Genomic DNA, 21,810 nt, shown 5'->3' on the forward strand with positions numbered 1-21,810 from the left:
AAACTTTGTTCATATTAAATTATAATTTTAAAGGTAATAAATCCCTGTAAAATCGAAAGCAACAGATAACTTAGCAAAAATGTATAACTAAGTCCTAAAGCTCCTAAATGCATATATTCTATAAAAATATAGCTTATAACAAGAAAACTGATTCCCCAGAATAAGTTTACGCCAAAACCCAGCCACATTTTAGCTTTACTGGCAATCACCTGACCCAGGACACTATTAATAGTCTGTAATATAGCGGTTGCTAAAAGAATTCTTAACGGCAGATAACTCGTAAAAGTACGTCCGTATAATTTTAATACAAAGGGAGCTAAAAAAATAATCACTAATGTAATAACTGTTACTATTACACAATTTACAAAAAGATTAATTTTTATAAGTTTATTATATTGTTTTTCAGAACCTTCCGATAAAGTATTTGACAGCATCGGTAATATAATTGCACTTATTGAACCCGGAATAAAAAGTACCATCATATACCATTGCTCAGAGACATCAAAAACTGCCATTTCACCAAAACCGTTTGTTCGCACCAATAATGTTTTCCCTAACCAGATCACAGGCATTGCAACAATAGTTGACAACATGGCTGGTAAAGAAAACCTCATGAAAATAGATTTTATTTCCGGTGTGAAAAGCTGAATAGTTTTAAATGTAGACCCAAAACTTTTATTTATCGAAATATGATTAAGTATAACAAAACAAAAAGCAGAAATACCTAATGCAAGAATAACCCCGTCCGATTTCCAAAAATATGCTCCTATTACCAATAAAAAAAACTGCACAAAGCCATAAGCTAAGTTATTAATACCTAGCTTTTTAAAATCTTCAAAACCTGTAAGTGTTCCACTTTGTGCACTGGCAACGGTGCTAAAAAACAATGCAATAACAGTTAATTTGAGAGAAAATGATAAATCATTAGTTCCAAAAGAAGAATTTGAAATCTGCCGGCTGAAGATGAATACAATTGCAGAAATAAACAACCCGAACATCAAAGCGACATGACTTGAGGCTCTGTGAATCTGATAAGCTTTTTCGCGATTGCTGCTTCTGAAATAAGCCACATATCGTGCTGCCGTAAGACCCATCCCAGCACTTGAAAACACCATGAACATTGTAATGGTTGAACGCAAAACCCCTATTTTACCATACTCTTCTTTTCCAATAATTCTGGCCACAATTATAAATGCGACCAACATAAGTAATTTTCCTGATATTGTTCCTATGAGAGACCAGGAAGCACTTTTTAATAATCTTCGGATATGGGGTAAAGCTATTATACTTTTAATTTTATTCTTCAAGGTGTCCTAATTTGGTTGTGCGAAGAGTATTTTATGATCTCAGATTTCCTCTATGAAATCAATTTAAAATTATATGCTCTTACAAATGTTCCTCTTTTATAATCTGAAAATATCTTTCAGTTTATCCAGCCAGCTTTTTTCATCAACACCATATCCATATCCATATTTATTACCATATCCAAAATAGTCTTTGTCTACATCATTAAGTACAAAACCTACATTCTTGAGTTTTCCACTTTCAATATTATTATTGGCAAAGTCAATCAATGTTTTTTCTGTATACTGGGAACGCGTAACATATAATGTTGCATCAGCCATTTCTGCGAAGAGGAATGTATCTGTTACCAGCATTAGTGGAGCCGTATCCAAGATTATATAATCGTATTGAGATTTTAATTGCTCTAATAGAATTTCATAGCGCCCATTAGTAAGTAACTCCGTAGGATTCGGCGGAATACTTCCTGAATAAATGACATCAAGATAAGGATTGAATGTAGAAACATGAAGAATATCCTGTAACTGCATATTTTTGTCATATAAAAACTCTGTAAGTCCTATAAGCCCCTTTCTTGCCGGATTATACCTTTGCAACTGCGGGTTTCTGATGTCAGATCCTATAATAATTACTTTCTTACTAGGCGTTGCCATTGTAAGTGCCAGATTTACTGATACAAATGTTTTCCCTTCTCCTTTTATCGTAGAAGTTACAAATACCACTTTTGCCTGCTTTTTAGGAAGCATATAATTCATATTTGTAATTAATATTCTGAATGCTTCCGCGATTGAAGACAGATCGTTCATCTGTATAAGCTCAGACTGTCCTTTTACAAGCCTTGGAATTTCGCCGATTATTGGTCTGTCGGTAGCTAAATTCTCAAGATCATCTTTTGTCTTGATTTTATTATTTAATAGCTCTTTTAAGTAAATAATTATAAACGGTAAAAGAACTCCGCAAACGAGAGCTACTAATAAATACATTGTCTTTTTAGGAGCTACAGGACTTGGAGATGCGTATGCATAATCAACAATTCTTGCTTTATCGGCAGTTACGGCGAGAGAGATTGCAGTTTCCTCTCTTTTCTGAAGTAATAACAGATAAAGACTTTCTTTAATTTGCTGTTGTCTCTCAATATCTCTAAATAATCGTTCCTGAGTTGGAATTTTCATTATTCTTGAATACACTTTATCCTGCTCTGCAAGGTATTGATTTTTAGCAAACTGTAGTCCACTTCTGTTTTTATTTAAGCTCTCTATTACCGAAGAACGCATTGCAGAGATCTGGTTATTAAGATCCACTACCAAAGGGTTTTGCGGAGTGGCATTTTCAAGCAATCGATTTCGTTCAATAACAAGTTGATTATACGCTGCAATAGTATTGGTTGCGTCTGTATTTTGCAATCCAACATTTGCAGGAAGTACCTGTCCATTTCCTTGTTTAGACATAAACCCCAATAATGCATTAGTAAGATCCAACTGAGAATCTACCTCAATTTGTTTCGCGCGCGCCTCCGCAGAGCTTTCTAAACCGATTTTTGCCTCTGTTGTGAGATCAGTGATATGATTAGAGCTTTTAAAACGCTCCTTTCTATTTTCTACTTCACCAAGATCATTTGCAATTATATTTATTCTTTCATCAATAAAGTCACGTGTTATCTCAGATTCTGAATTTTTATCTTTGATGGCTTCGTTGTTATAGATCTTTACAAGATGATTAAGAATATCTTTAGCCTTATCTGTATTTTCATAATTCATTGATAAGCCTATCACCGTTGCATCTTTATTCAGAAGGCTTACATTTAATATTCTTTGCAGGCTGTTGGCAACACCGTCATTAGTAGAATAAGTAAAAAAGAAATCTTTAAGACCGCCTGCTTTTAAAGCATTAAATTTTTTATTTTTTATAATGATGAGATTAGCATAGGGAAGATTTACCGTCTTACCATACGAAGTGACAATTTCCTTCGGCAGTTCTTCTGAACTTAGGGTAATAGTATTTTGTAAAAACTTTATGTGTACAGGCTTTTGAGGCTGCTGGGCAAATGGCTTTTCATTTACTACTTTAATCTCAAATGGTGATGTATCAGCATAGAGTTCTTTAGTTACCGGTCCTTGTTTTGCAAAAACAGATGTTTGTAGATGAAGGGTTGTCACTACATCCTGAATGAGTTTTTTTGATTTAAAAATTTCAATTTCATTCTGAATACTATTTGTACCCATACCTCCCAATCCGGACAAGTCCTCTAAAACGGAGAATTCACCTCCTACAGACGGCGTACTTTTTGCATCTTTTATAAGTACGGAAGATTTAACATTGAAAACTGGAGTAACAAATTTTAAATATACGTATGTGAAAGATAAAGAAATAATAGGGATAACTACAAACCAGATCCAGTGTTTAAGATAAGGCTTAACAAACTCTCTTATATGTATTTCTTTAACAGATGGGTCTTGTGATGAATTAGTCATTTAAAATAATATATTTAAATAGTTTTAATATAAAATAATTGCATACAGCTGTTTATTATGTTTTATCTGTGCATACAGGCTATAAAAACTATTGTATTGTAATTTTTAAAATTAAGTATGATTTGTTACTATGTTATCAGCCGATTTACCCTAAAATAAATAGCAGATTTTAATAATACTTTCCTGATATTGTAAATTAAATACGAACATTCTATAAGGTTTATTCTTTATCAATTACCAAAGATTGCAATTATTTTTTTATAAGGCTTACTACCACTGCCACTGCCGTAATAGCAATAGATGCTGCTGTCAAATAAAGACCTGTATTAGGGTTTTGTTTTGCCTGGAAATCTTTTGTATTATTAGAGGATACAATGATTGCATCTCCCTGTTTTAAATAATAATAGGGTGAATTGATGAGATTGGCATCCTGTAAGTTTATTTTACCATGAGAAACCACTCCGTTTTCTGTTCTGATTACCAATACATCATCTCTTTTACCATACATCGTAAGATCTCCTGCCATACCTAGTGCATTCAGGATTGTACCCTGCCCGTTTGAAATAGTGTAATCTCCCTGCCTGTTTACTTCTCCAAGTATGGTAACTTTAAAATTGGCTAATCTAATGTTTACCGTTGGGTTAATAACAAACTGCTGTATTTTTTCTCTAAGATCATCTTTCAGTTCAACTAGCGTTTTCCCTCCAGCATTTATAGCACCTAATACAGGGAAATCAATATTACCTTCAGAATCTACAATATATGTTGGACCAGAAATGCTTGTCGTGCCCTGATTAGGGGTATTCCCTCCTGCTGTAGCATTACTCTGAATTAAATCTGATGATGAGTAGTTTTGGTTAAAAGGTTTTACCACAGCCATATCTTTGGCAGTGATAAGAATAACCAGCTGGTCTCCTTTTTGTATTGTATTAACAGAATTTTTGGCCGAAGATTCTATCGCTACTTTTTCAATATTTTGCAAATAATTGAGATCATTTTTAGCATTAGGGTTAGTTCTGCAAGAAACTAATACTAAGGCTGATATTATAACCAATATTTTACCTTTCATCATATTTTAAAATTCTACAAATATACATTTAAATTTTTTCTATTTATCCAGTGATTCGTAAATAGAATTATTGCTCTTGAATTCCGGTACAATAATTTTTAGCAACCGGACAACTTCTACTTTATCATGCCTTAAAGAAGCTTTTGTAATCGAATTTACTAGTGCTTCTATCTCCAAAAACTCTATGGTAGGATCTTTGGAAACCATAATTTTTTCGTTATGGGTAGGCAATGTTTTTGCATCATCACTCAGAAGTTCTTCATATAATTTTTCACCAGGTCTTAATCCTGTATAAATGATTTTAATGTCAATATTAGGTTCAAAGCCTGATAATTTAATCATTCTTCGTGCTAAATCCAGAATTTTCACAGGCTCACCCATGTCGAAGACAAATATTTCACTTCCCTGTCCCATTGTTCCTGCCTGTAGTACCAGCTCACAAGCTTCAGGAATTGTCATAAAGTACCTTACAATATCAGGATGTGTAATGGTTACAGGACCGCCTGCTTCGATCTGTCTCTTAAAATGAGGTATCACCGAACCGTTGGATCCTAAAACATTTCCGAATCTTGTTGTAATAAACTTGGTTGTATTACCTTCCATATTCTGTAATGACTGTACGAATAATTCCGCGGCTCTTTTTGAAGCACCCATTACATTCGTTGGATTTACTGCCTTATCGGTAGAGATCATCACAAACCTGTTTACATGATATTTGCTCGATAATGTCGCAATAATCTTTGAACCGAAAACATTCACCAGAATTCCTTCATGAGGATTTTCTTCTACCAGCGGTACATGCTTATATGCAGCAGCGTGATAAACCATAGAAAAATTATACATCTGGAATAAAGGTTCTATCCTATTTTTATTTGAAACGTCGGCCAGCACAAATTTGAATCTGATATGAGGAAACTTCTCCTTCATTTCAAGCTCAATGTCGTAAAGAGGAGTTTCCGCTTGGTCCAGCACAACAATAAGAGAGGGATTAAATTGAGCAACCTGGCGTACAATTTCGCTTCCGATTGATCCTGCGCCTCCGGTTACGAGGATATTTTTATTAAAATGTCTTCTTTTAATTTCCTCATTTTCAATTTTAATCGGCTTCCTGTTCAGAAGATCTTCAATCTGAAGGTTACGGATAGAACCACCAAAATCACTGTCTCTGAGCTTCTGTACAGATGGAGCTTTAAATATATTGAGATCTTTTTCAAGAAATAAATTCACCCATGAATTCATTTCATCTTTAGACATCATTTCTTTTATAATGATCACTCCGTCGATCAGGAGTTCTTCTTTTGCATTTTCTTCAATTTTTTCTTTAGCAAAAATGGGTTTTCCGAGCAAATATGCTCTTTTCGAATCGGTACGCTGGGTTAGAAATCCTACTACATGGTAAGGAAGACTGGGATTATCCAGAATAGCCCGTGCTATGGCAATAGACTGCTCATCTATACCTAGTACAAGAATTCTCTTCTTTAATGTACTTCTTCTGTATTCTCTTACGATATGAAAAAACTCCTTCACATAAAGCCTGAAAAGAAACAAACCCATAAAGGAAATAATAAAATACAGGATAAGATATGGATTAAGGATGAATTTTGATCCTGTGACCCAAAGAAAGATCGTATTCAAAGTTCCTACCAAAAACAGATTGCAGAAACATGAAATGAGCAACTTGAACAGATCTATAAAGGTAGAGTGCCTGATAATGCCGGCATACGTTTTAAAAATGTACATAAAAATGACATTTGAAAATATGATACCTGCAAAAACAGTGATCCTTTGTCTGTTGTAAACAAACTCACTTTGTGTAATTTTTTCTATAATGTAAGTAGATAAGAATAGGGATATCACCAAAATGATAATATCTATGATCAGAATTATCCACCTGGGCAGATATCTTACATCCGAGAGATTGACAACATTATCTCCTCCGAACATTTTCTTTCTAAAAGAGTTATACATTGTCTTTAATGGTATTCATGTGTGTGTAAAAGTATAATCTAGCATTCATAATCGAAAGCATTGATGCAAATTTAAAATAAAATTTCATCTATCATTATAATTTAAAAATAAATTTAGTTTGAAATAAAATAGAATTCCTGTAATCTGGCCTATGATCTGTAATCATATCTTCAAGACTAGAAGAAAACCACTAGCAAAAAATATACCACATCCAATTATTATGAGTCTAAAACATCATTTATTCTTTCATATTCAAAACCGCGACTCATAAGGTATTTTATTGTTTTTGATTTCTGTTGGTATTCTTTAAGCCCTGTTTGTTTTGAGTAGTAATCTTCATAGATTTTCCGGATCATTTTATCGTAATCATCTTCATTTATTTCGTCAAAACATTTATTAATTAATTTCTCAGGAACCTGCTTTTGTTTAAGATTAATTTTAATTTTTGTCTTCCCCCAATGTTTAATATAAAACTTCCCTCTGATATAGCTTCTGGCAAATCTTTCTTCATTCAGAAAGTTTTCCTTTAAAAGGTAAAGCATGATCTCGTCCTTTGCTTCGTCAATTAAAAGAAATTCTTTCATTTTCTGTTCTACCTCATAATGACACCTATCCTGGTACACACAATAGTTGACCAGCTTTTGTTTAATCTCATCAAAGGTAAACGACTTCTTCTCCATATCATACAAAAAAGAATGAGCAAACGCCCATTCTTTATATTAATTTAGATAAATTTCTTAATAGTTAAATAATGCTCTCCCTTCCATTAATTCATTTACTTTCTTTCTTACAGAAGCGATTACTTCTTCGTTTTTAATATTATCCACCACTTCAGAAATTAATCCTGCAATGGTATCCATATCGTTTTCTTTCAATCCTCTTGTTGTGATGGCTGCTGTTCCCAATCTGATTCCTGAAGTGGTGAACGGCGACTTATCATCAAAAGGAACCATATTTTTGTTGCATGTAATATCTGCAAGAACCAGCGCTTTTTCAGTTTCTTTACCGTTTACGCCTTTATTTCTGAGGTCAACAAGCATCAGGTGATTATCAGTTCCGCCACTTACAATATCGAAACCTCTGTTGATCATAGCTTTTGCAAGTGCCTGAGCATTAGATTTCACTTGTTTTGCATACGTTTCAAACTGACTATCGAGTGCTTCACCGAAGGCTACCGCTTTCCCGGCAATCACATGCTCTAGCGGCCCCCCTTGAATACCAGGAAAAACAGCTCCGTCCAGAACCTGACTCATCATTTTGATTTCTCCTTTCGGAGTTTTGTGACCATAAGTGTTTTCAAAATCTTTACCCATCATGATCATACCACCTCTCGGACCTCTTAAAGTCTTGTGCGTAGTAGTAGTTACTACATGACAGTGTTCAAATGGTGAATTCAATAATCCTTTTGCTACCAAACCTGCCGGATGTGCAATATCTGCCCAAAGTGTCGCACCGATTTCATCCGCCACCTCTCTGAATTTAGCATAATCAAGATCCCTTGAATACGCTGAAAAACCGGCAATCATCATTTTTGGCTTTTCTCTTAAAGCAACCTCTCTCATCTGGTCATAATCAATAAGACCTGTCTCCTGCTGCACTCCATAAGAAACGACATCATACTGAATTCCTGAAAAATTAACCGAAGAACCATGTGTAAGGTGACCTCCCATAGAAAGATCCATCCCCATTATTTTATCACCCGGCTTCAAAACTGCAAGATAAATCGCCGCATTCGCCTGAGAACCTGAATGTGGCTGAACATTTACATAATCAACACCGAAAAGCTGTTTTGCTCTTTCGATGGCCAGTGTTTCAACCTCATCTACTACTTCGCATCCTCCGTAATATCTTTTTCCGGGATATCCTTCAGCATATTTGTTGGTAAGTACGCTCCCCACAGCTTTCATCACATTGTCAGAAACAAAATTTTCTGATGCAATCATTTCAATCCCATGGGTTTGTCTTTGTCTTTCTTTTTCAATCAGGTCGAAAATAATATCCATTTTACTTTTAGTTTTTGAAATTTTTCACCCCAAAAGTACGAAATTTCCGCCAAGATTTCAACATGATTACCTATGATTTTTAATCTTTAAACTTATCAAATTCCTTTATAATATTTGTTTTTTGATAAAATTTTGACAATACTTTTTGATTTATTCTCTATAATTTTCAACGTTTCCCATAAGTCTTTTTACAACAAAAATTCCTCACAAATAATTGGAGGAATAATAAAATATTGATTAAAAAAACTTAAAATCCTTCTTCCGACAGTTCTTTATTAACAATAGCACCCGTGAAATTTCCTTGTGCTACTGCGCTTGCTACAGCTCTCATCATCGTGGTATTATCTCCGCATGCAAATACACCTTCTACGTTTGTTTTATGAAAATGATCTATTTTAATGAAACCATGCTCAGTAAGTTCAAGCCGCAGATCTTCTGTATTAATATTCTGTTCAAAAGGGATTTTCGCATATAAAGCTTCTAACTTCTTTTCATCACCATTTTTAAATATTACCTTTTCAATCTGTCCGTTGCTGTGAACGATTTTTTGGAGTTCCTTTTCTTCAATGACGATTTTATTTTGGTTAAATTTCCTTGTTTGATCTACATTGAATGTACATTCTCCGTTGGTAAATAAAGTAAGATCTTTTGATAAATTAAATACCAGCTTTGAAAATTCAAAAGCAAGATCGCCGTTGGAAAGTATTCCTGTTTTTTTGCCCTTAACTTCATAACCGTGACAGTACGGACAATGAATCACAGAAATCCCCCAACATTCTGAAAACCCTTCAATATCCGGCATTATATCTTTCACGCCGGTTGCCAGAATTATCTTTTTAGCCGTAAATTTTTCACCAGTTTCAGTTTCAACATTAAAATCAGCAGCATTTTTGGAGGTTTTTATAACAATCCCGTTAAAAAAGCTTACTGTTTCATATTTTGCGACCTGCTCTTTTGCCAGATCGGAGATTTCTTTTGGCGCCTTCCCGTCCTGAGTAATAAAATTATGGGAATGCGGAGTCTGCCTATTGCATGGTTTCCCACCATCGATGATTAAAACATTTCTTAATGATCTTCCTAAAGCCATTCCCGCAGATAATCCTGCATAGCTCCCACCTATTATGATGACATCAAAGTTATTTTTCATAAATTGTTATTTGCCGGCATTGGAATGTAAGTAATAAACCATTTGCCAGAACAAAGATAGAAAAATTTTATTTAATGCAACAATATTGCGTTAATAATTTAAAACCCAATTTTTTAAAATAAATCCATCTCATAATCAGCCTGCGTTGAATAATAAAAATCCCGGAAAAACATCCCGGGATTACCTCTAAAAAATTTATAGTGTCAGTTTACTATTTTTTTGTTTTTTCCTTTAATTCTTCTTTGTCTTTATCAGACGGGTTCCAGACTTTTACTTCAGCGTTCTTATCGATTCCTGACAGGATCTCAACATTGATACCGTCGCTGGCGCCTAACTTCACGTATGTTTTTTTGAATTTTCCGTCTTTTTGTTTTACCTCAACGAAAGGCATATCTTTACCGTTTTTCTTTTCATACTGAATCAGAGATTCATCAAGCAGCAATGCATTTTTCTTTGAACTGAGAACAATCTCACCGTTGGCAGAGAATCCGGCTCTGATGTATTCATTATTAGGATTAAAAACATCACCTTCAACAGGGAATTTAATAGTTCCGTTGTTGTCTTTCCCTTTCGGCGCAATCATCGTCAGCCTTCCGGGAAAAGTTTTGTTCTGAAGAGCACCGATTACAATATTCATATCCATTCCCTGCTTTAGTTTACCGGCCTGGGCTTCGTCTATTTCTCCTTGAAAAATCAATGAATTAAGATCTGCAATAGAACAAATAGTAGTTCCTGCGTTGAAAGAGTTAGCTTCGATCACCTGGCTTCCGACCTTTACAGGAACTTCAAGAACAGTTCCTGAAGCTTTAGAACGGATCTGCGTAGTAGCCAGCCCCTGCAATTCAGGAGTGGAACCGGTTTTTGCGATCAGCAAAGACTTTTGTGCGGTCACCAATTGCTGCTGTGCATTCTTCAAAGCCTGCTGTGTCGTATAAAGCTGCTGCTGTGCATTCAAAAATTCCTGCTTAGAAGCAACTCCTTGCTTATACAGCCTTTCCTGCATTTCATACTGTTTGCGCATATTATCAACATTGAGTTTTGCATTGTTGATCTGAAGCTGCTGATTATTCACATTCTGTTGTGCATTGTTTACTTCCGCAAGATTCGGAACGATTCTTACCGTTGCGATCAGTTGCCCGGCTTCTACACGGTCACCTTCGTCCACCAGAATTTTATCAATAATTCCTGCTATGTTTGGTTTTATTTCAATTTCCTCTTTTGGAATAATTTTTCCTGTTGCCATCACTTTGTCATCCATATTCTGAACGGTAGGTTTACGAGTAAGGAAAGCTTCGCTTTCTTTAGAATTGGATTTTACAAGATACCCGATCCCTGAGAACAGCGCCACTGCAAATAAAAGCCCCAAAACAATATAAATGGCTTTTTTCCAAGTGAATTTCTTTTTCATATGTATAGTTTATTTTATTATTTAAATAGTAAAAGTTAAAAGATTACCGTAAACTTATTCTGTTCTTAAAGCTTCAATAGGTCTTATTTTCACAGCTCTCTGTGCCGGTATCATCCCGATAATCAACCCTAAAAATACCATAACCGCCATCGCCGCAAACACATTTCCGTAATTGACCGTCGGATTATAGAACGGGAATGAATCCTGCCCCTGTGTCGCTATATTCAGAATCATCAGTACGAAAATACCGAACATAAAACCGAGGAGTCCTGACGAAAGCGTAATAACAACACTTTCAAGCAAAATTTGGTTTCTAACCTCCGAAGGCTTTGCTCCCAGCGCTCTTCTGATCCCTATTTCCTTTGTTCTTTCTTTTACGGTAATTAGAAGGATATTGGAAATAGCAATTACCCCTGCAAGAATCGTTAATGTTCCTACAATAATCGTAAGAAGCTGCATTCCTGTGAGGAAGCCCGTCAGTTTTTTAAATTCTTTTCCAAGGTTAAAACTTCCGAAAGCATTCGTATCTTCAGGAGACACTTTATTTTTAGATTTTAATTCGAGTTTTACATTCTCTTCCACTGCATTGGCGTCAACATTCGGCTTGCTTACAATGGCAAACATATCGATCTGATCTCCGACATTATACATTTTTGTATAAGTGGAAAGCGGAATAAAAACAGTCTGATCGTTTTCAAAACCACCACCTTTTTTCACCCTGAAGACCCCTATAACATTAAAAAATATCCCTTTAATATTAATTGACTTTCCGAGCGGATTTTCATTCTTTTTAGAATCGAAAAAGTTTTTATAGATTTCTTCACCAATAACGGCTACATTTTTATTTCCTGATACATCTGCATCGTTGATGTATCGTCCGTAGATCAGTTTTTTTTCTGATATTTTATTTCCTACAGGATAATCTCCGGTTAATGAATACGTTCCGCTTTTGCCATTTTTTGACATCGCTTCGCCGGGTGTTCCGGTGAAACTTCCTCTTGAGTTCTGAGGCGAGATATAATCGATATCGGAAATTTTTCTTTTCAGCATATCGATATCGGAAAGGTGGAGGTGCATCTGTCGTCCTTTAGGAAAACCTTCATAAGGAATGGATGTATTCTGCGCCCAAAGGAAAATAGAATTGGTAGCAAACCCTGAAAATAATTTGTCGAACCCATTTTCCATACCTTTTGCCGCACCGAGCAAACTTACATATAAAAACATACCCCAGCCTACCCCAATCATGGTAAGGAATGTCCGAAGCTTATTATTCCTGAGCGAATAATAAATTTCCTGCCAAGTATCTTTTTTAAATATTATATTCATTTTTTAACTGTCAATTGTCAATTCTTCGGGTCAATGGTCAATCTTTCTACAACTATAAATTCACTTGCGTTGCAAAATTCACCTTTAATTATTCTGTTCTTAATGCTTCAATAGGTTTTATTTTCGATGCTCTGTAAGCAGGAACAAATCCTGCAATCAGCCCGGAAAACACCAAAGCAATAAATGCCATGAAGATAGATCCCCAGCCCACACTTGGATCTTTTATAAAGTATTCTTCAAGGCTGTCACCGATCAGATGTAAGGCCAAAACTCCCAGTCCAACTCCCACAAAACCCGAGATTACAGTAATCACAACACTTTCCTGAACAATCAAAGCAACAATACTTCGCGGTTTTGCGCCGATTGCTTTTCTTACTCCGATCTCCTTCGTTCTTTCTTTCACGATATACACCATGATATTGCTGATTCCGATAATTCCGGCCGCTAGAGTTCCCAAACCTATAAATCCTACGATCCCCGTAAGCACCGCCATGAAAGCGAAGGTATCTTCCATATTCTGGGCATTGTTCCAGACTCTTACCCCATTTTCATCACTTGGAGCAACATTCTTTCTGGCCTTTAATTTTTCTTTAATTTCGTCACCATATTTAATAGCCTGTTGTGGAGTAAGCTTATCATTATAAGCAATATAATTAATACTCACCGTGTCGGAACCCTTTTTCATCTGCTGCAAAGTGGTGATAGGTACTGTAATATGCCTTTCATCCCAGTCGCCACCGTCATCCGAGAAAACGCCTACAACTTTAAAAATAGTTCCGTTGATATTTAATTCTTTCCCTACAGGACTTCCGTTTTTAATAAGATCCCGCTGAACCATTCTTCCGATCACGGCAACATTCTGTTTTCTTTCCAGATCTGTTAGTGTAAGGTATCTTCCGTCCAGCATTTTTCTGTTTTCAATGATCTTTTCTTCAGGACGTGCTCCGTTGATCTGATAATTACCACTTTCTTTACCGTATTTTACGAGTAAGTTAGCCGTATATCGGGGTGTTGAACTTCCTACTTTGTCTTTATCTATGCCGACCAGAAAATCATAATCATCGTTATTCATGGTCACAACTCTATCGGACTGAAGTCCTTTATAAGCTACGGTTGTTTTTCCTGTCACAATAGAGATCAGATTCTGTGCATCTCTCGCAAAACCTTGTGTGAAGGCATTTTGAAGCCCGGTTCCGATTCCGAAAAGAACAATGAAAATAAATAATCCCAAAGCCACGGTAAATCCGGAAAGTACCGTCCGCAATACATTACTGCGAATAGAACTGAATATTTCCTGCCAGCGATCTAGGTCGAACATAGTTTTTATTTTTTTTATGTTTTAAAAAAGTGAATTAGCATTGCTGTCAATTTTCTTCGAGTCAATCAACTTTGTTGTCAATTTTTACCATCCAAAATTTGCTTGCATAGCAAAATTGATTATTCACCATTCACTTTTTTAATCATTCCACTTAATAATATAAAAGTTGTCTTTACCAATTTTCCAATATTATCTAAATCTTCAGCTTTAGCATAGTTACTTTCCATAACTATATCAAAACACGAATCCAATTCAATCACAGAACCTCTTGCTATTTCAAAATATCTTTTTCTTTCCAGTTCAGATTTTCGTGAACAACCTTCGGTGATATTTAAAACTACAGAGGTTGAAGCTCTTCTTATTTGATCTGTCAAATTAAACTTTTCACATTTCGGAAGTTGAAACAAAATTTTATAACATTCAGATCGCAATTCTCTTGCAGATTTATAAACATCAAGTTTATAATGATTCAGATTTAAAAACATTTTTATTTTTTTTCGTAGTCATTTGTATTATGTGTGTCAATTTTCTTTAGTTAATAGTCAATTTATCTGTCCTTCTAAAAACTCACTTTGCAAAGCAAAAATTGATTATTCACCATTCACTGTTACAGCACTAACTGCTTGATAAACTGATCACTTTCAATGATGCCGTCTTTCAGAATAACATTTCGTTTAGTCTGTGCAGCCACATCAGGTTCGTGAGTTACGACAATAATCGTTTTTCCTTCATTATTGATTTCCTGAAGAAGTTTCATAATGTCATGAGTCGTTTTAGAGTCCAAAGCACCTGTAGGTTCATCAGCCAGAACAACTTTAGGATTTGTGATCAATGCCCTTGCAATAGCAACCCTCTGCTTCTGCCCCCCGGAAAGCTCGTTGGGTAAATGATTAGCCCACTGCGCAAGCCCTACTTTTTCCAAATATTCCATCGCTTTACGGTCACGCTCTTTTCTCGGGACATTCTGGTAATATAACGGAAGCGCAACATTATCCAAAGCAGTTTTATACCCGATCAGGTTAAAAGACTGGAAAATAAATCCTAAAAATTTACTTCTGTATTCTGCAGCCTTCACCTCCGACAGATGCTCAATAGGAACACCATCCAGCTCATAAACACCGGAATCTTTCTCATCAAGAATCCCTATAATATTAAGGAGTGTAGATTTTCCGGATCCGGAGCTTCCCATGATCGAGACAAATTCACCTTCACCAATGGTAAGGTTTATTCCCTTGAGAACATGCAGCTTGCTTTTCCCTGTATCGTACGACTTATGTAAATCCTGAATTACTAACATTAAGTAAGATTATGTTTTACCCAATAAGTAGATATAAATTTTAATTTGTTACGAAGAATAAAAAATTCTTTAATTAAATTATTGTTTAATATTTTTTCCTTTTATTCATAGTGATTTACACCAAACTGTTTAATATCAATCTGCTTATAACATACATTTTTAAAGGATATTCGTGTATAAGTCAATGCCTAAGCGGTTTTCATGTAAATGTGGAAAACTTTTAAGGTTAAAACTCAATCATTTAGTGTTTCACCCTTTTAAATACAGTTCTTGTTTTCTAACTTTGTACTTGTACATCACAAAAAGTAAAGCGCATCTGAGGTTGATAATTTTCAACCGTAAGCCACAACAAATCAACCTGTTGATTATTTTTTGAACTTTATCCACATTGATCTATTATTTAATTTTTTAAGACATTCTAAAAATATGGGAATTTTTGACAAGAGAGTAAGCTATAAGCCATTTGAATACCCTGAGGTTCTTCAATTCGTTGAAGCGATCAACAAATCGTTTTGGGTACACTCGGAAGTGGATTTCACCGCAGATGTTCAGGATTTTCATTCACAGCTGGAGCCGAATGAAAAACACGCTGTAAAAAATGCGCTTCTGGCTATCGCACAGATTGAAGTATCGGTAAAAACATTCTGGGGAAATCTGTACAACCATCTTCCAAAACCTGAATTTAACGGTTTGGGAGCCACTTTTGCAGAATGTGAATTCCGTCATTCCGAAGCATATTCCCGTCTGTTGGAAGTTTTAGGCTACAACGACGAATTTTTGAATGTCATTGAAATTCCTGCCGTAAAAAAGAGAATCGAATTTTTGTCAAATGTCCTGAAACACGCCAATTCCGCAACGCCGAAAGAATATGTTTCTTCTCTTTTGCTATTCAGTATCCTGATCGAAAATGTTTCTCTTTTCTCTCAGTTTGCCATCATTCTTTCTTTTACGAGATTTAAAGGATACATGAAAAATGTTTCCAATATCATCGCCTGGACTTCCGTTGACGAGCAGATTCACGCCAACGCCGGAATCTACCTTATCAATAAAATCCGTGAAGAACAGCCTGAACTGTTGACAGATTCTGATATTGAAGATATCTACACATTGGTTGATCAGTCAGTAGAACTTGAAGGAGAAATCCTTGACTGGATCTTCGAATTGGGAGAATTAAATGTTTTTTCAAAAGAGGATTTATTAAATTTCATGAAGTACCGTGTGGACGACAGTTTAAAGAAAATCGGCATGAACACAAGATACAATGTCACTCCGGAACAATATCGACCAATGGTCTGGTTTGAAGAGGAAGTTTTTGCCAATTCTATGGACGATTTCTTTGCTAAAAGACCTGTAGATTATACGAAACACGATAAGAGTATTACGGCGAACGATTTGTTTTAATTCATTTAATTCGGCGCGAGCGAAGCGAGCGTCAAAGCCGTTAGTATTAGCAATGTCATGCTGAGCCTGTCGAAGCATATTACAATCTTTTTAAAAAAAATATTATTAAAGCACAAAATTCCTGAGTATTAAAATCACTCAGGAATTTCGAAAATATAAACAACTATGGAAGAACAAAGCAACAATATATGGTGGCTCAATGAAGAGTCGGAGCAAATGCTTAACAGAGGTTATTTGCTAAAAGGAGAAACAGTAGAAGGCGCTATCGACAGAATTACTACGGCAGCAGCAAAAAGGTTGTATAAACCTGAGCTTCAGCCAGCTTTCAAGGAAATGATCACCAAAGGGTGGATCAGCTTTTCATCACCGGTCTGGGCGAATATGGGAACTCAGAGAGGTCTTCCTATTTCCTGTTTTAACGTTCACATTCCGGACAGCATTGAAGGAATTACCCACAAAATGGGAGAAGTTATCATGCAGACAAAAATCGGTGGCGGAACGTCAGGATATTTCGGGGAACTTCGTAACAGAGGAACTGCAGTAACCGATAACGGAAAATCTTCAGGAGCAGTTTCTTTCATGAAGCTTTTTGATACTGCCATGGACGTCGTATCTCAGGGCGGGGTGAGAAGAGGTGCTTTTGCAGCTTACCTTGATATCGACCACGGTGACATTGAAGAGTTTTTATCCATTAAAGATATCGGAAGTCCGATTCAGAACTTGTTTACAGGAATCTGCGTTCCGGATTACTGGATGCAGGACATGATTGAAGGTGATATGGAAAAACGTAAGATCTGGGCAAGAGTTCTGGAAAGCCGCCAGCAAAAAGGCCTTCCTTACATTTTCTTCACAGACAACGTTAACAGAAATAAACCGCAGGTTTACAAAGATTTAGGATTAACGGTAAATGCAAGTAATCTTTGCTCTGAAATCATGCTTCCTTCGACAATGGAAGAATCTTTCATCTGCTGTTTATCTTCCATGAATCTTGAATTGTACGACGAATGGAAAGATACGGATGCCGTAAAACTGGCCATCTATTTCCTGGATGCAGTTTTATCTGAATTTATTGATAAAACAGAAGGAAACTATTATCTTCAGGGAGCAAGAAATTTCGCGATGAGACACAGAGCCTTGGGATTGGGTGTTTTAGGATACCATTCTTACCTTCAGAAAAATATGATTCCTTTTGAAAGCTTTGAAGCAACACAATTCAATGCAAGAGCTTTCAGACGTATCAAAGAACAGGCTGAACAGGCTTCCAGAGAACTGGCAAACATTTACGGAGAACCTGAATTGCTGAAAGGATACGGACTGAGAAATACCACAACAATGGCCATTGCTCCTACAACTTCCAGCTCTGCGATTCTGGGACAAACTTCTCCGGGAATCGAGCCGTTCGCTTCTAATTATTTTAAAGCCGGCCTCGCAAAAGGAAACTTTATGCGTAAGAATAAATATCTGGCAAAATTATTAGAACAAAAAGGCCTTGATAATGAGGAAACATGGAGAACAATCATGTTGAACCACGGATCTGTACAGCATTTGAAGGAATTAACAGAAGAAGAGAAAGCAGTATTTAAAACTTTTAAAGAAATCTCTCCAATGGAGATTATTTCGCAGGCGGCACAAAGACAGCAGTATATCGATCAGGCTCAGTCACTGAACCTGCAGATTCCTTCCACAATGCCGGTAAAAGATGTCAACTATTTATACATCGAAGCATGGAAAAAAGGGGTTAAAACTCTTTATTATCAAAGAAGTTCTTCTGTTTCTAAAGAAATGATGGTCAACTTTGTTACCTGTACAGCTTGTGAAGCATAGGACTCTCAAATAGTAAACAATACATATTCACTTCAGCACGCTTTTCTGGCGTGCTTTTTTATTTTATATTTGTTAAAAGACTTAATCATTAAATATATCCAGATATGAAATTCGGACAAGTAGAAGATCCTTCGAAAATAGATTTTACGCTACCCAAAGATCACCCAAAAACAAAGGAAATTTTAAACCAAAATAAAAAAGGCCTGGAAAATATTTCCATCGGGTGTGCCAAATGGAATAAAACCGATCTCAAAGGGTTTTATCCCAAAGGGACAAAAGATGAACTAACGTATTACGCTACTCAGTTCAATTCCATAGAGCTTAATGCAACTTTCTACGGGATGCCTACTCCTGATCAGGTTCACACGTGGAAGGAAAAGACTCCCGATAATTTTAAATTTTTTCCTAAAATCACCAATACTGTTTCCCATTTCAGGAGATTAATTGACGTCACCGAACCGGTTACTCAATTTGCGACTTCCGTAATGCAGTTTGATGAAAAATTAGGAATGGTATTTCTTCAGCTTCATGATAATTTTAAACCTAAAGATTATGACAGATTGGAAAAATTCGTTAAAGACTGGCCCAAAGAAGTCCCGCTCGCCATTGAATTAAGAAATACCGAATGGTTTACCAATGAGAATATTCTGAATACTACCTGTGAACTTTTTGAAACCTACAATGTTACCAATATTATTGTAGACACAGCAGGCAGAAGAGACATGCTGCATATGCGTCTCACAACACCGACAGCATTCATCCGATACGTGGGAGCCAATGCTGACAGTGATTATGCGAGATTGGATGATTGGATGAAGCATCTTACGAAATGGAAGAAAGAAGGCCTGCAAAATGTTTACTTTTTTGTACACCAGAATATCGAAAAAGCCTCACCTCTTCTCTCCGCTTATTTTATCAAAAAAATGAATGAAGAATGGAAAACAGACATTCACATCCCTAAAATGGCAGTCGAAAGTACGGGAACATTATTTTAAGAACTGATAATTTTTAACTTCACTTACTTTTTAGAAGAATGATTTTCATTAAATATAATTTTTAAAAGAAAAATAATTCGGGTTTTTAGCAGAAAAAAAAATAATCAAGAAAGTCTTTTTTGTATTCTGATAATGATTAAATTTAGAGAGGATGATAATCTTTACTGAATGTCGAACAATCTAAAAACACATTATTATGGAAAATGAAATTTGCAAAATAAACATCTCTACAAACTTTCTGAATGACGAATACACTTTTTACAACAATGAGACAATAAAAAGAGTGTATGATCATAACAGCTTGAGTTCTGATGTAACTGAATGGGTAGAGCCTAAGCAAATCAGCAAACAAAATAAAGACAAAATCATTAAAAAGTGTCCCGAAGAACTCAAGGAAAAAATAATGCTGATTTTAGATTATCCCTAATGTATTCTTTATTTTAAAATAATTCATCGTGTCCCGGTTTAAAATCGGGACTTTGGCTATTAAGACATTTGTAAAAGCGAGGTGTTTTCAGTTTTAACAATAACAGCAATAAAGATCAGTATCAAAACTAATTATTCTTACTCTCAATCTCCTGAATCCTCTTCTTAATAAAATCCGTGGGGCGTATCCCATTGATCTCATAAAACAAATCGGAGAAGTTTTGGCGGGAGGCGATTCCGCATTCTTTGGCGAGGGTTTCGATATTGTATTTAAGGTATTTTCTGTCTTCAAAAAGTAAATTGGTGATGTAATTGATCCTGAGCTGGCTGAGGTATTTGTTAAAATTCCCACCTTTATGTTCATTAATGACCTGGGAAAGATAGCTGGAATTTGTTCCCAGCTGTGAAGCTAGTTTACTGATGGTAAGACCTTTTTGAATAAAACCTTTTTTATCTTCAAATAATTTCAGCTTTCTGAGCAGCTCTTCTACTTTTCTTTCGTGAAGATTGGTTCTTTTTTCCTCTACAGCAACAATAGGAGCTTCCGAAATATTTTGCTCTTTTGCAAATTTCTCTTCAAGTAAGATGTATTGCTGTTTGATTACTTTTGCTTTTTTCTGTTTTTTGTTAAACAGCATGATAAGTCCGATCGCCCAGATAATCAAAAGTATAATAACAACGGTTACCAGGTAATTGATTTTCTGAAGTTTATTTTTTTCATCCAGCAATGTTTTAGTATCATAATCTTTATGGATCTTCGTAGACAGATAACTGAAATCTTTCGACATGACACTGTCTGCCTTCAGCAACTGACTGGTATAATAGAGCTGCAGTGCCTGATTTTTATTCTTTTTGCTGTAGTCGATCAGGATCTCATAATTTTCCCTAAGCTCCGGAAGAAGAAACTGATGCTTATTAAAAATCGAATCGATCTTTTTGAAGTAACCGAATGACCTTTTAGTATCCTTCAATCCAAGGTAACTTTTACCGATAAAGAAATAATTAACCGAAAGTCTCGCAAAATCCCTGCTGTTTACAATCGAAGGCAGAGACTGATTAAGATCCGATAATGCAAGTTTATAATGTTTGTCTCTATATTCAGAAATACCTTTTGACAAAAGAAAATAGGCTTTTTCCTGCGCATAATCGTTACTGTTGCCGACTTCAGAAAGTCCTTTTTCTATGGCTGCATCCACTTCCTTATTTCTCCCTAAATGCCTGTAGCATATAATCAACTGATGAAGACTATTGAGATATCCTTTTTTATTGTTATAGATTTCATTCGGATGAAGGTTCAATTTTGATTTCTCTCTATAATGTGTAAGACATTTACCGAATAATTCAGCAGCTTCATCATAATATCCTAAATAGCTTTTCACCACGCCAATATGATACAGATTCTGGTATTTCAAGTATTCATTTCTGGTATTTTTAGAGTATTCGTATGCTTTCAGATACTCATTGAGTGCCAGCTGATATTTTTTGTAATTGTAATAATATATGACTCCCTTATCAATATGGGCGGTAATAAGAAGATCTTTATCCCGGGAAAGGTTTGCTGCCCAAACCATACTGTCGGCATATTTTAATTTTTGTTCATCAAGGAAGGCGTAAAAAATACCATCTTTATATCCCTGAACCAGTTTTTCATAGTTCTTTTCCTTTTTTGCTTTATTAATATATGGCTGAATATAGAGAAATGCTTTAGCATCATTCTCTTCCATATTTTCATATTTGTTTCTGAGCTCATAATACTGACTATGCGATTCCTGAGAAAAGAATAACCCGAACCAAGCGGTACAAAATAAAAGAAATAGTTTTTTAATCACCTTAGTATCATTCATTATAAACAACG

At 35.6% G+C, this 21,810-nt stretch carries 17 protein-coding genes; 4 read left to right on the forward strand and 13 right to left on the reverse strand.

Going from position 1 to position 21,810, the window contains the following annotated elements; translation table 11 throughout:
- Window positions 1–14: 14 nt before the first annotated feature.
- The 12 genes from ACWNCI_RS10785 to ACWNCI_RS10840 all read right to left on the reverse strand — a co-directional run bounded on the left by ACWNCI_RS10785 (window position 15) and on the right by ACWNCI_RS10840 (window position 15,309).
- A complete protein-coding gene (locus ACWNCI_RS10785) occupies window positions 15–1,307 on the reverse strand; it encodes an oligosaccharide flippase family protein (RefSeq protein WP_449388308.1) in 1,293 nt (430 codons plus the stop codon).
- A 96-nt stretch (window positions 1,308–1,403) separates the two neighbouring features.
- Complete coding sequence (locus tag ACWNCI_RS10790) at window positions 1,404–3,773, reverse strand: GumC family protein (RefSeq protein WP_449388309.1); 2,370 nt, start codon at window positions 3,771–3,773, stop codon at window positions 1,404–1,406.
- Window positions 3,774–4,023: 250 nt separating this feature from the next.
- Entirely contained in the window at window positions 4,024–4,845 is an 822-nt protein-coding gene (locus ACWNCI_RS10795; protein ID WP_449388310.1) for a polysaccharide biosynthesis/export family protein, read from the reverse strand.
- Window positions 4,846–4,881: 36 nt separating this feature from the next.
- On the reverse strand, window positions 4,882–6,810 hold the full coding sequence (locus tag ACWNCI_RS10800; RefSeq protein ID WP_449388311.1) for a polysaccharide biosynthesis protein: 1,929 nt from the start codon (window positions 6,808–6,810) through the stop codon (window positions 4,882–4,884).
- Window positions 6,811–7,028: 218 nt separating this feature from the next.
- Window positions 7,029–7,490 (reverse strand): regulatory protein RecX, encoded by a 462-nt coding sequence (locus ACWNCI_RS10805; protein WP_449388312.1) that lies wholly within the window; start codon window positions 7,488–7,490, stop codon window positions 7,029–7,031.
- 57 nt (window positions 7,491–7,547) lie between these two features.
- Window positions 7,548–8,813: a serine hydroxymethyltransferase gene (gene glyA, locus ACWNCI_RS10810; RefSeq protein ID WP_449388313.1), complete on the reverse strand. Its 1,266-nt coding sequence runs from the start codon at window positions 8,811–8,813 to the stop codon at window positions 7,548–7,550.
- Window positions 8,814–9,060: 247 nt separating this feature from the next.
- Window positions 9,061–9,960 (reverse strand): NAD(P)/FAD-dependent oxidoreductase, encoded by a 900-nt coding sequence (locus ACWNCI_RS10815; RefSeq protein WP_449388314.1) that lies wholly within the window; start codon window positions 9,958–9,960, stop codon window positions 9,061–9,063.
- A 211-nt stretch (window positions 9,961–10,171) separates the two neighbouring features.
- The gene (locus ACWNCI_RS10820; protein ID WP_449388315.1) at window positions 10,172–11,368 is read right to left on the reverse strand and encodes an efflux RND transporter periplasmic adaptor subunit; all 1,197 of its coding nucleotides are present in this window, start codon (window positions 11,366–11,368) and stop codon (window positions 10,172–10,174) included.
- 54 nt (window positions 11,369–11,422) lie between these two features.
- A complete protein-coding gene (locus ACWNCI_RS10825; RefSeq protein WP_449388316.1) occupies window positions 11,423–12,694 on the reverse strand; it encodes an ABC transporter permease in 1,272 nt (423 codons plus the stop codon).
- Window positions 12,695–12,782: 88 nt separating this feature from the next.
- Window positions 12,783–14,012, reverse strand: a complete 1,230-nt coding sequence (locus tag ACWNCI_RS10830) for an ABC transporter permease (RefSeq protein ID WP_449388317.1) — start codon at window positions 14,010–14,012, stop codon at window positions 12,783–12,785.
- 119 nt (window positions 14,013–14,131) lie between these two features.
- The gene (locus ACWNCI_RS10835; protein ID WP_449388318.1) at window positions 14,132–14,497 is read right to left on the reverse strand and encodes a four helix bundle protein; all 366 of its coding nucleotides are present in this window, start codon (window positions 14,495–14,497) and stop codon (window positions 14,132–14,134) included.
- A 122-nt stretch (window positions 14,498–14,619) separates the two neighbouring features.
- The gene (locus tag ACWNCI_RS10840) at window positions 14,620–15,309 is read right to left on the reverse strand and encodes an ABC transporter ATP-binding protein (protein WP_449388319.1); all 690 of its coding nucleotides are present in this window, start codon (window positions 15,307–15,309) and stop codon (window positions 14,620–14,622) included.
- Between the two features lie 426 nt (window positions 15,310–15,735).
- On the opposite strand from ACWNCI_RS10840, the gene ACWNCI_RS10845 reads away from it, so the two are divergent.
- The 4 genes from ACWNCI_RS10845 to ACWNCI_RS10860 all read left to right on the forward strand — a co-directional run bounded on the left by ACWNCI_RS10845 (window position 15,736) and on the right by ACWNCI_RS10860 (window position 19,956).
- Entirely contained in the window at window positions 15,736–16,710 is a 975-nt protein-coding gene (locus tag ACWNCI_RS10845) for a ribonucleotide-diphosphate reductase subunit beta (RefSeq protein ID WP_346984291.1), read from the forward strand.
- A 165-nt stretch (window positions 16,711–16,875) separates the two neighbouring features.
- Complete coding sequence (locus ACWNCI_RS10850; RefSeq protein WP_346984290.1) at window positions 16,876–18,534, forward strand: ribonucleoside-diphosphate reductase subunit alpha; 1,659 nt, start codon at window positions 16,876–16,878, stop codon at window positions 18,532–18,534.
- Window positions 18,535–18,638: 104 nt separating this feature from the next.
- Window positions 18,639–19,529, forward strand: coding sequence for a DUF72 domain-containing protein (locus ACWNCI_RS10855; protein ID WP_449388320.1), 891 nt, complete (start codon window positions 18,639–18,641; stop codon window positions 19,527–19,529).
- A 196-nt stretch (window positions 19,530–19,725) separates the two neighbouring features.
- Window positions 19,726–19,956 carry a hypothetical protein gene (locus tag ACWNCI_RS10860; RefSeq protein ID WP_346984288.1) on the forward strand — a complete coding sequence of 77 codons (231 nt, stop codon included), beginning with the start codon at window positions 19,726–19,728 and terminating at the stop codon, window positions 19,954–19,956.
- Between the two features lie 127 nt (window positions 19,957–20,083).
- Here ACWNCI_RS10860 and ACWNCI_RS10865 read toward each other — a convergent pair whose 3' ends face one another.
- Window positions 20,084–21,799: a helix-turn-helix domain-containing protein gene (locus tag ACWNCI_RS10865; RefSeq protein ID WP_449388321.1), complete on the reverse strand. Its 1,716-nt coding sequence runs from the start codon at window positions 21,797–21,799 to the stop codon at window positions 20,084–20,086.
- Window positions 21,800–21,810: the final 11 nt, after the last annotated feature.

Source organism: Chryseobacterium lineare, from assembly GCF_977014045.1.

Coding starts and splice junctions, on each gene's coding strand:
- ACWNCI_RS10790 (WP_449388309.1), bottom strand. CDS start 3,773: ATGACTAATTCATCACAAGACCCATCTGTTAAAGAAATACATATAAGA.
- ACWNCI_RS10795 (WP_449388310.1), bottom strand. CDS start 4,845: ATGATGAAAGGTAAAATATTGGTTATAATATCAGCCTTAGTATTAGTT.
- ACWNCI_RS10800 (WP_449388311.1), bottom strand. CDS start 6,810: ATGTATAACTCTTTTAGAAAGAAAATGTTCGGAGGAGATAATGTTGTC.
- ACWNCI_RS10805 (WP_449388312.1), bottom strand. CDS start 7,490: ATGGAGAAGAAGTCGTTTACCTTTGATGAGATTAAACAAAAGCTGGTC.
- glyA (WP_449388313.1), bottom strand. CDS start 8,813: ATGGATATTATTTTCGACCTGATTGAAAAAGAAAGACAAAGACAAACC.
- ACWNCI_RS10815 (WP_449388314.1), bottom strand. CDS start 9,960: ATGAAAAATAACTTTGATGTCATCATAATAGGTGGGAGCTATGCAGGA.
- ACWNCI_RS10820 (WP_449388315.1), bottom strand. CDS start 11,368: ATGAAAAAGAAATTCACTTGGAAAAAAGCCATTTATATTGTTTTGGGG.
- ACWNCI_RS10825 (WP_449388316.1), bottom strand. CDS start 12,694: ATGAATATAATATTTAAAAAAGATACTTGGCAGGAAATTTATTATTCG.
- ACWNCI_RS10830 (WP_449388317.1), bottom strand. CDS start 14,012: ATGTTCGACCTAGATCGCTGGCAGGAAATATTCAGTTCTATTCGCAGT.
- ACWNCI_RS10835 (WP_449388318.1), bottom strand. CDS start 14,497: ATGTTTTTAAATCTGAATCATTATAAACTTGATGTTTATAAATCTGCA.
- ACWNCI_RS10840 (WP_449388319.1), bottom strand. CDS start 15,309: ATGTTAGTAATTCAGGATTTACATAAGTCGTACGATACAGGGAAAAGC.
- ACWNCI_RS10845 (WP_346984291.1), top strand. CDS start 15,736: ATGGGAATTTTTGACAAGAGAGTAAGCTATAAGCCATTTGAATACCCT.
- ACWNCI_RS10850 (WP_346984290.1), top strand. CDS start 16,876: ATGGAAGAACAAAGCAACAATATATGGTGGCTCAATGAAGAGTCGGAG.
- ACWNCI_RS10855 (WP_449388320.1), top strand. CDS start 18,639: ATGAAATTCGGACAAGTAGAAGATCCTTCGAAAATAGATTTTACGCTA.
- ACWNCI_RS10860 (WP_346984288.1), top strand. CDS start 19,726: ATGGAAAATGAAATTTGCAAAATAAACATCTCTACAAACTTTCTGAAT.
- ACWNCI_RS10865 (WP_449388321.1), bottom strand. CDS start 21,799: ATGAATGATACTAAGGTGATTAAAAAACTATTTCTTTTATTTTGTACC.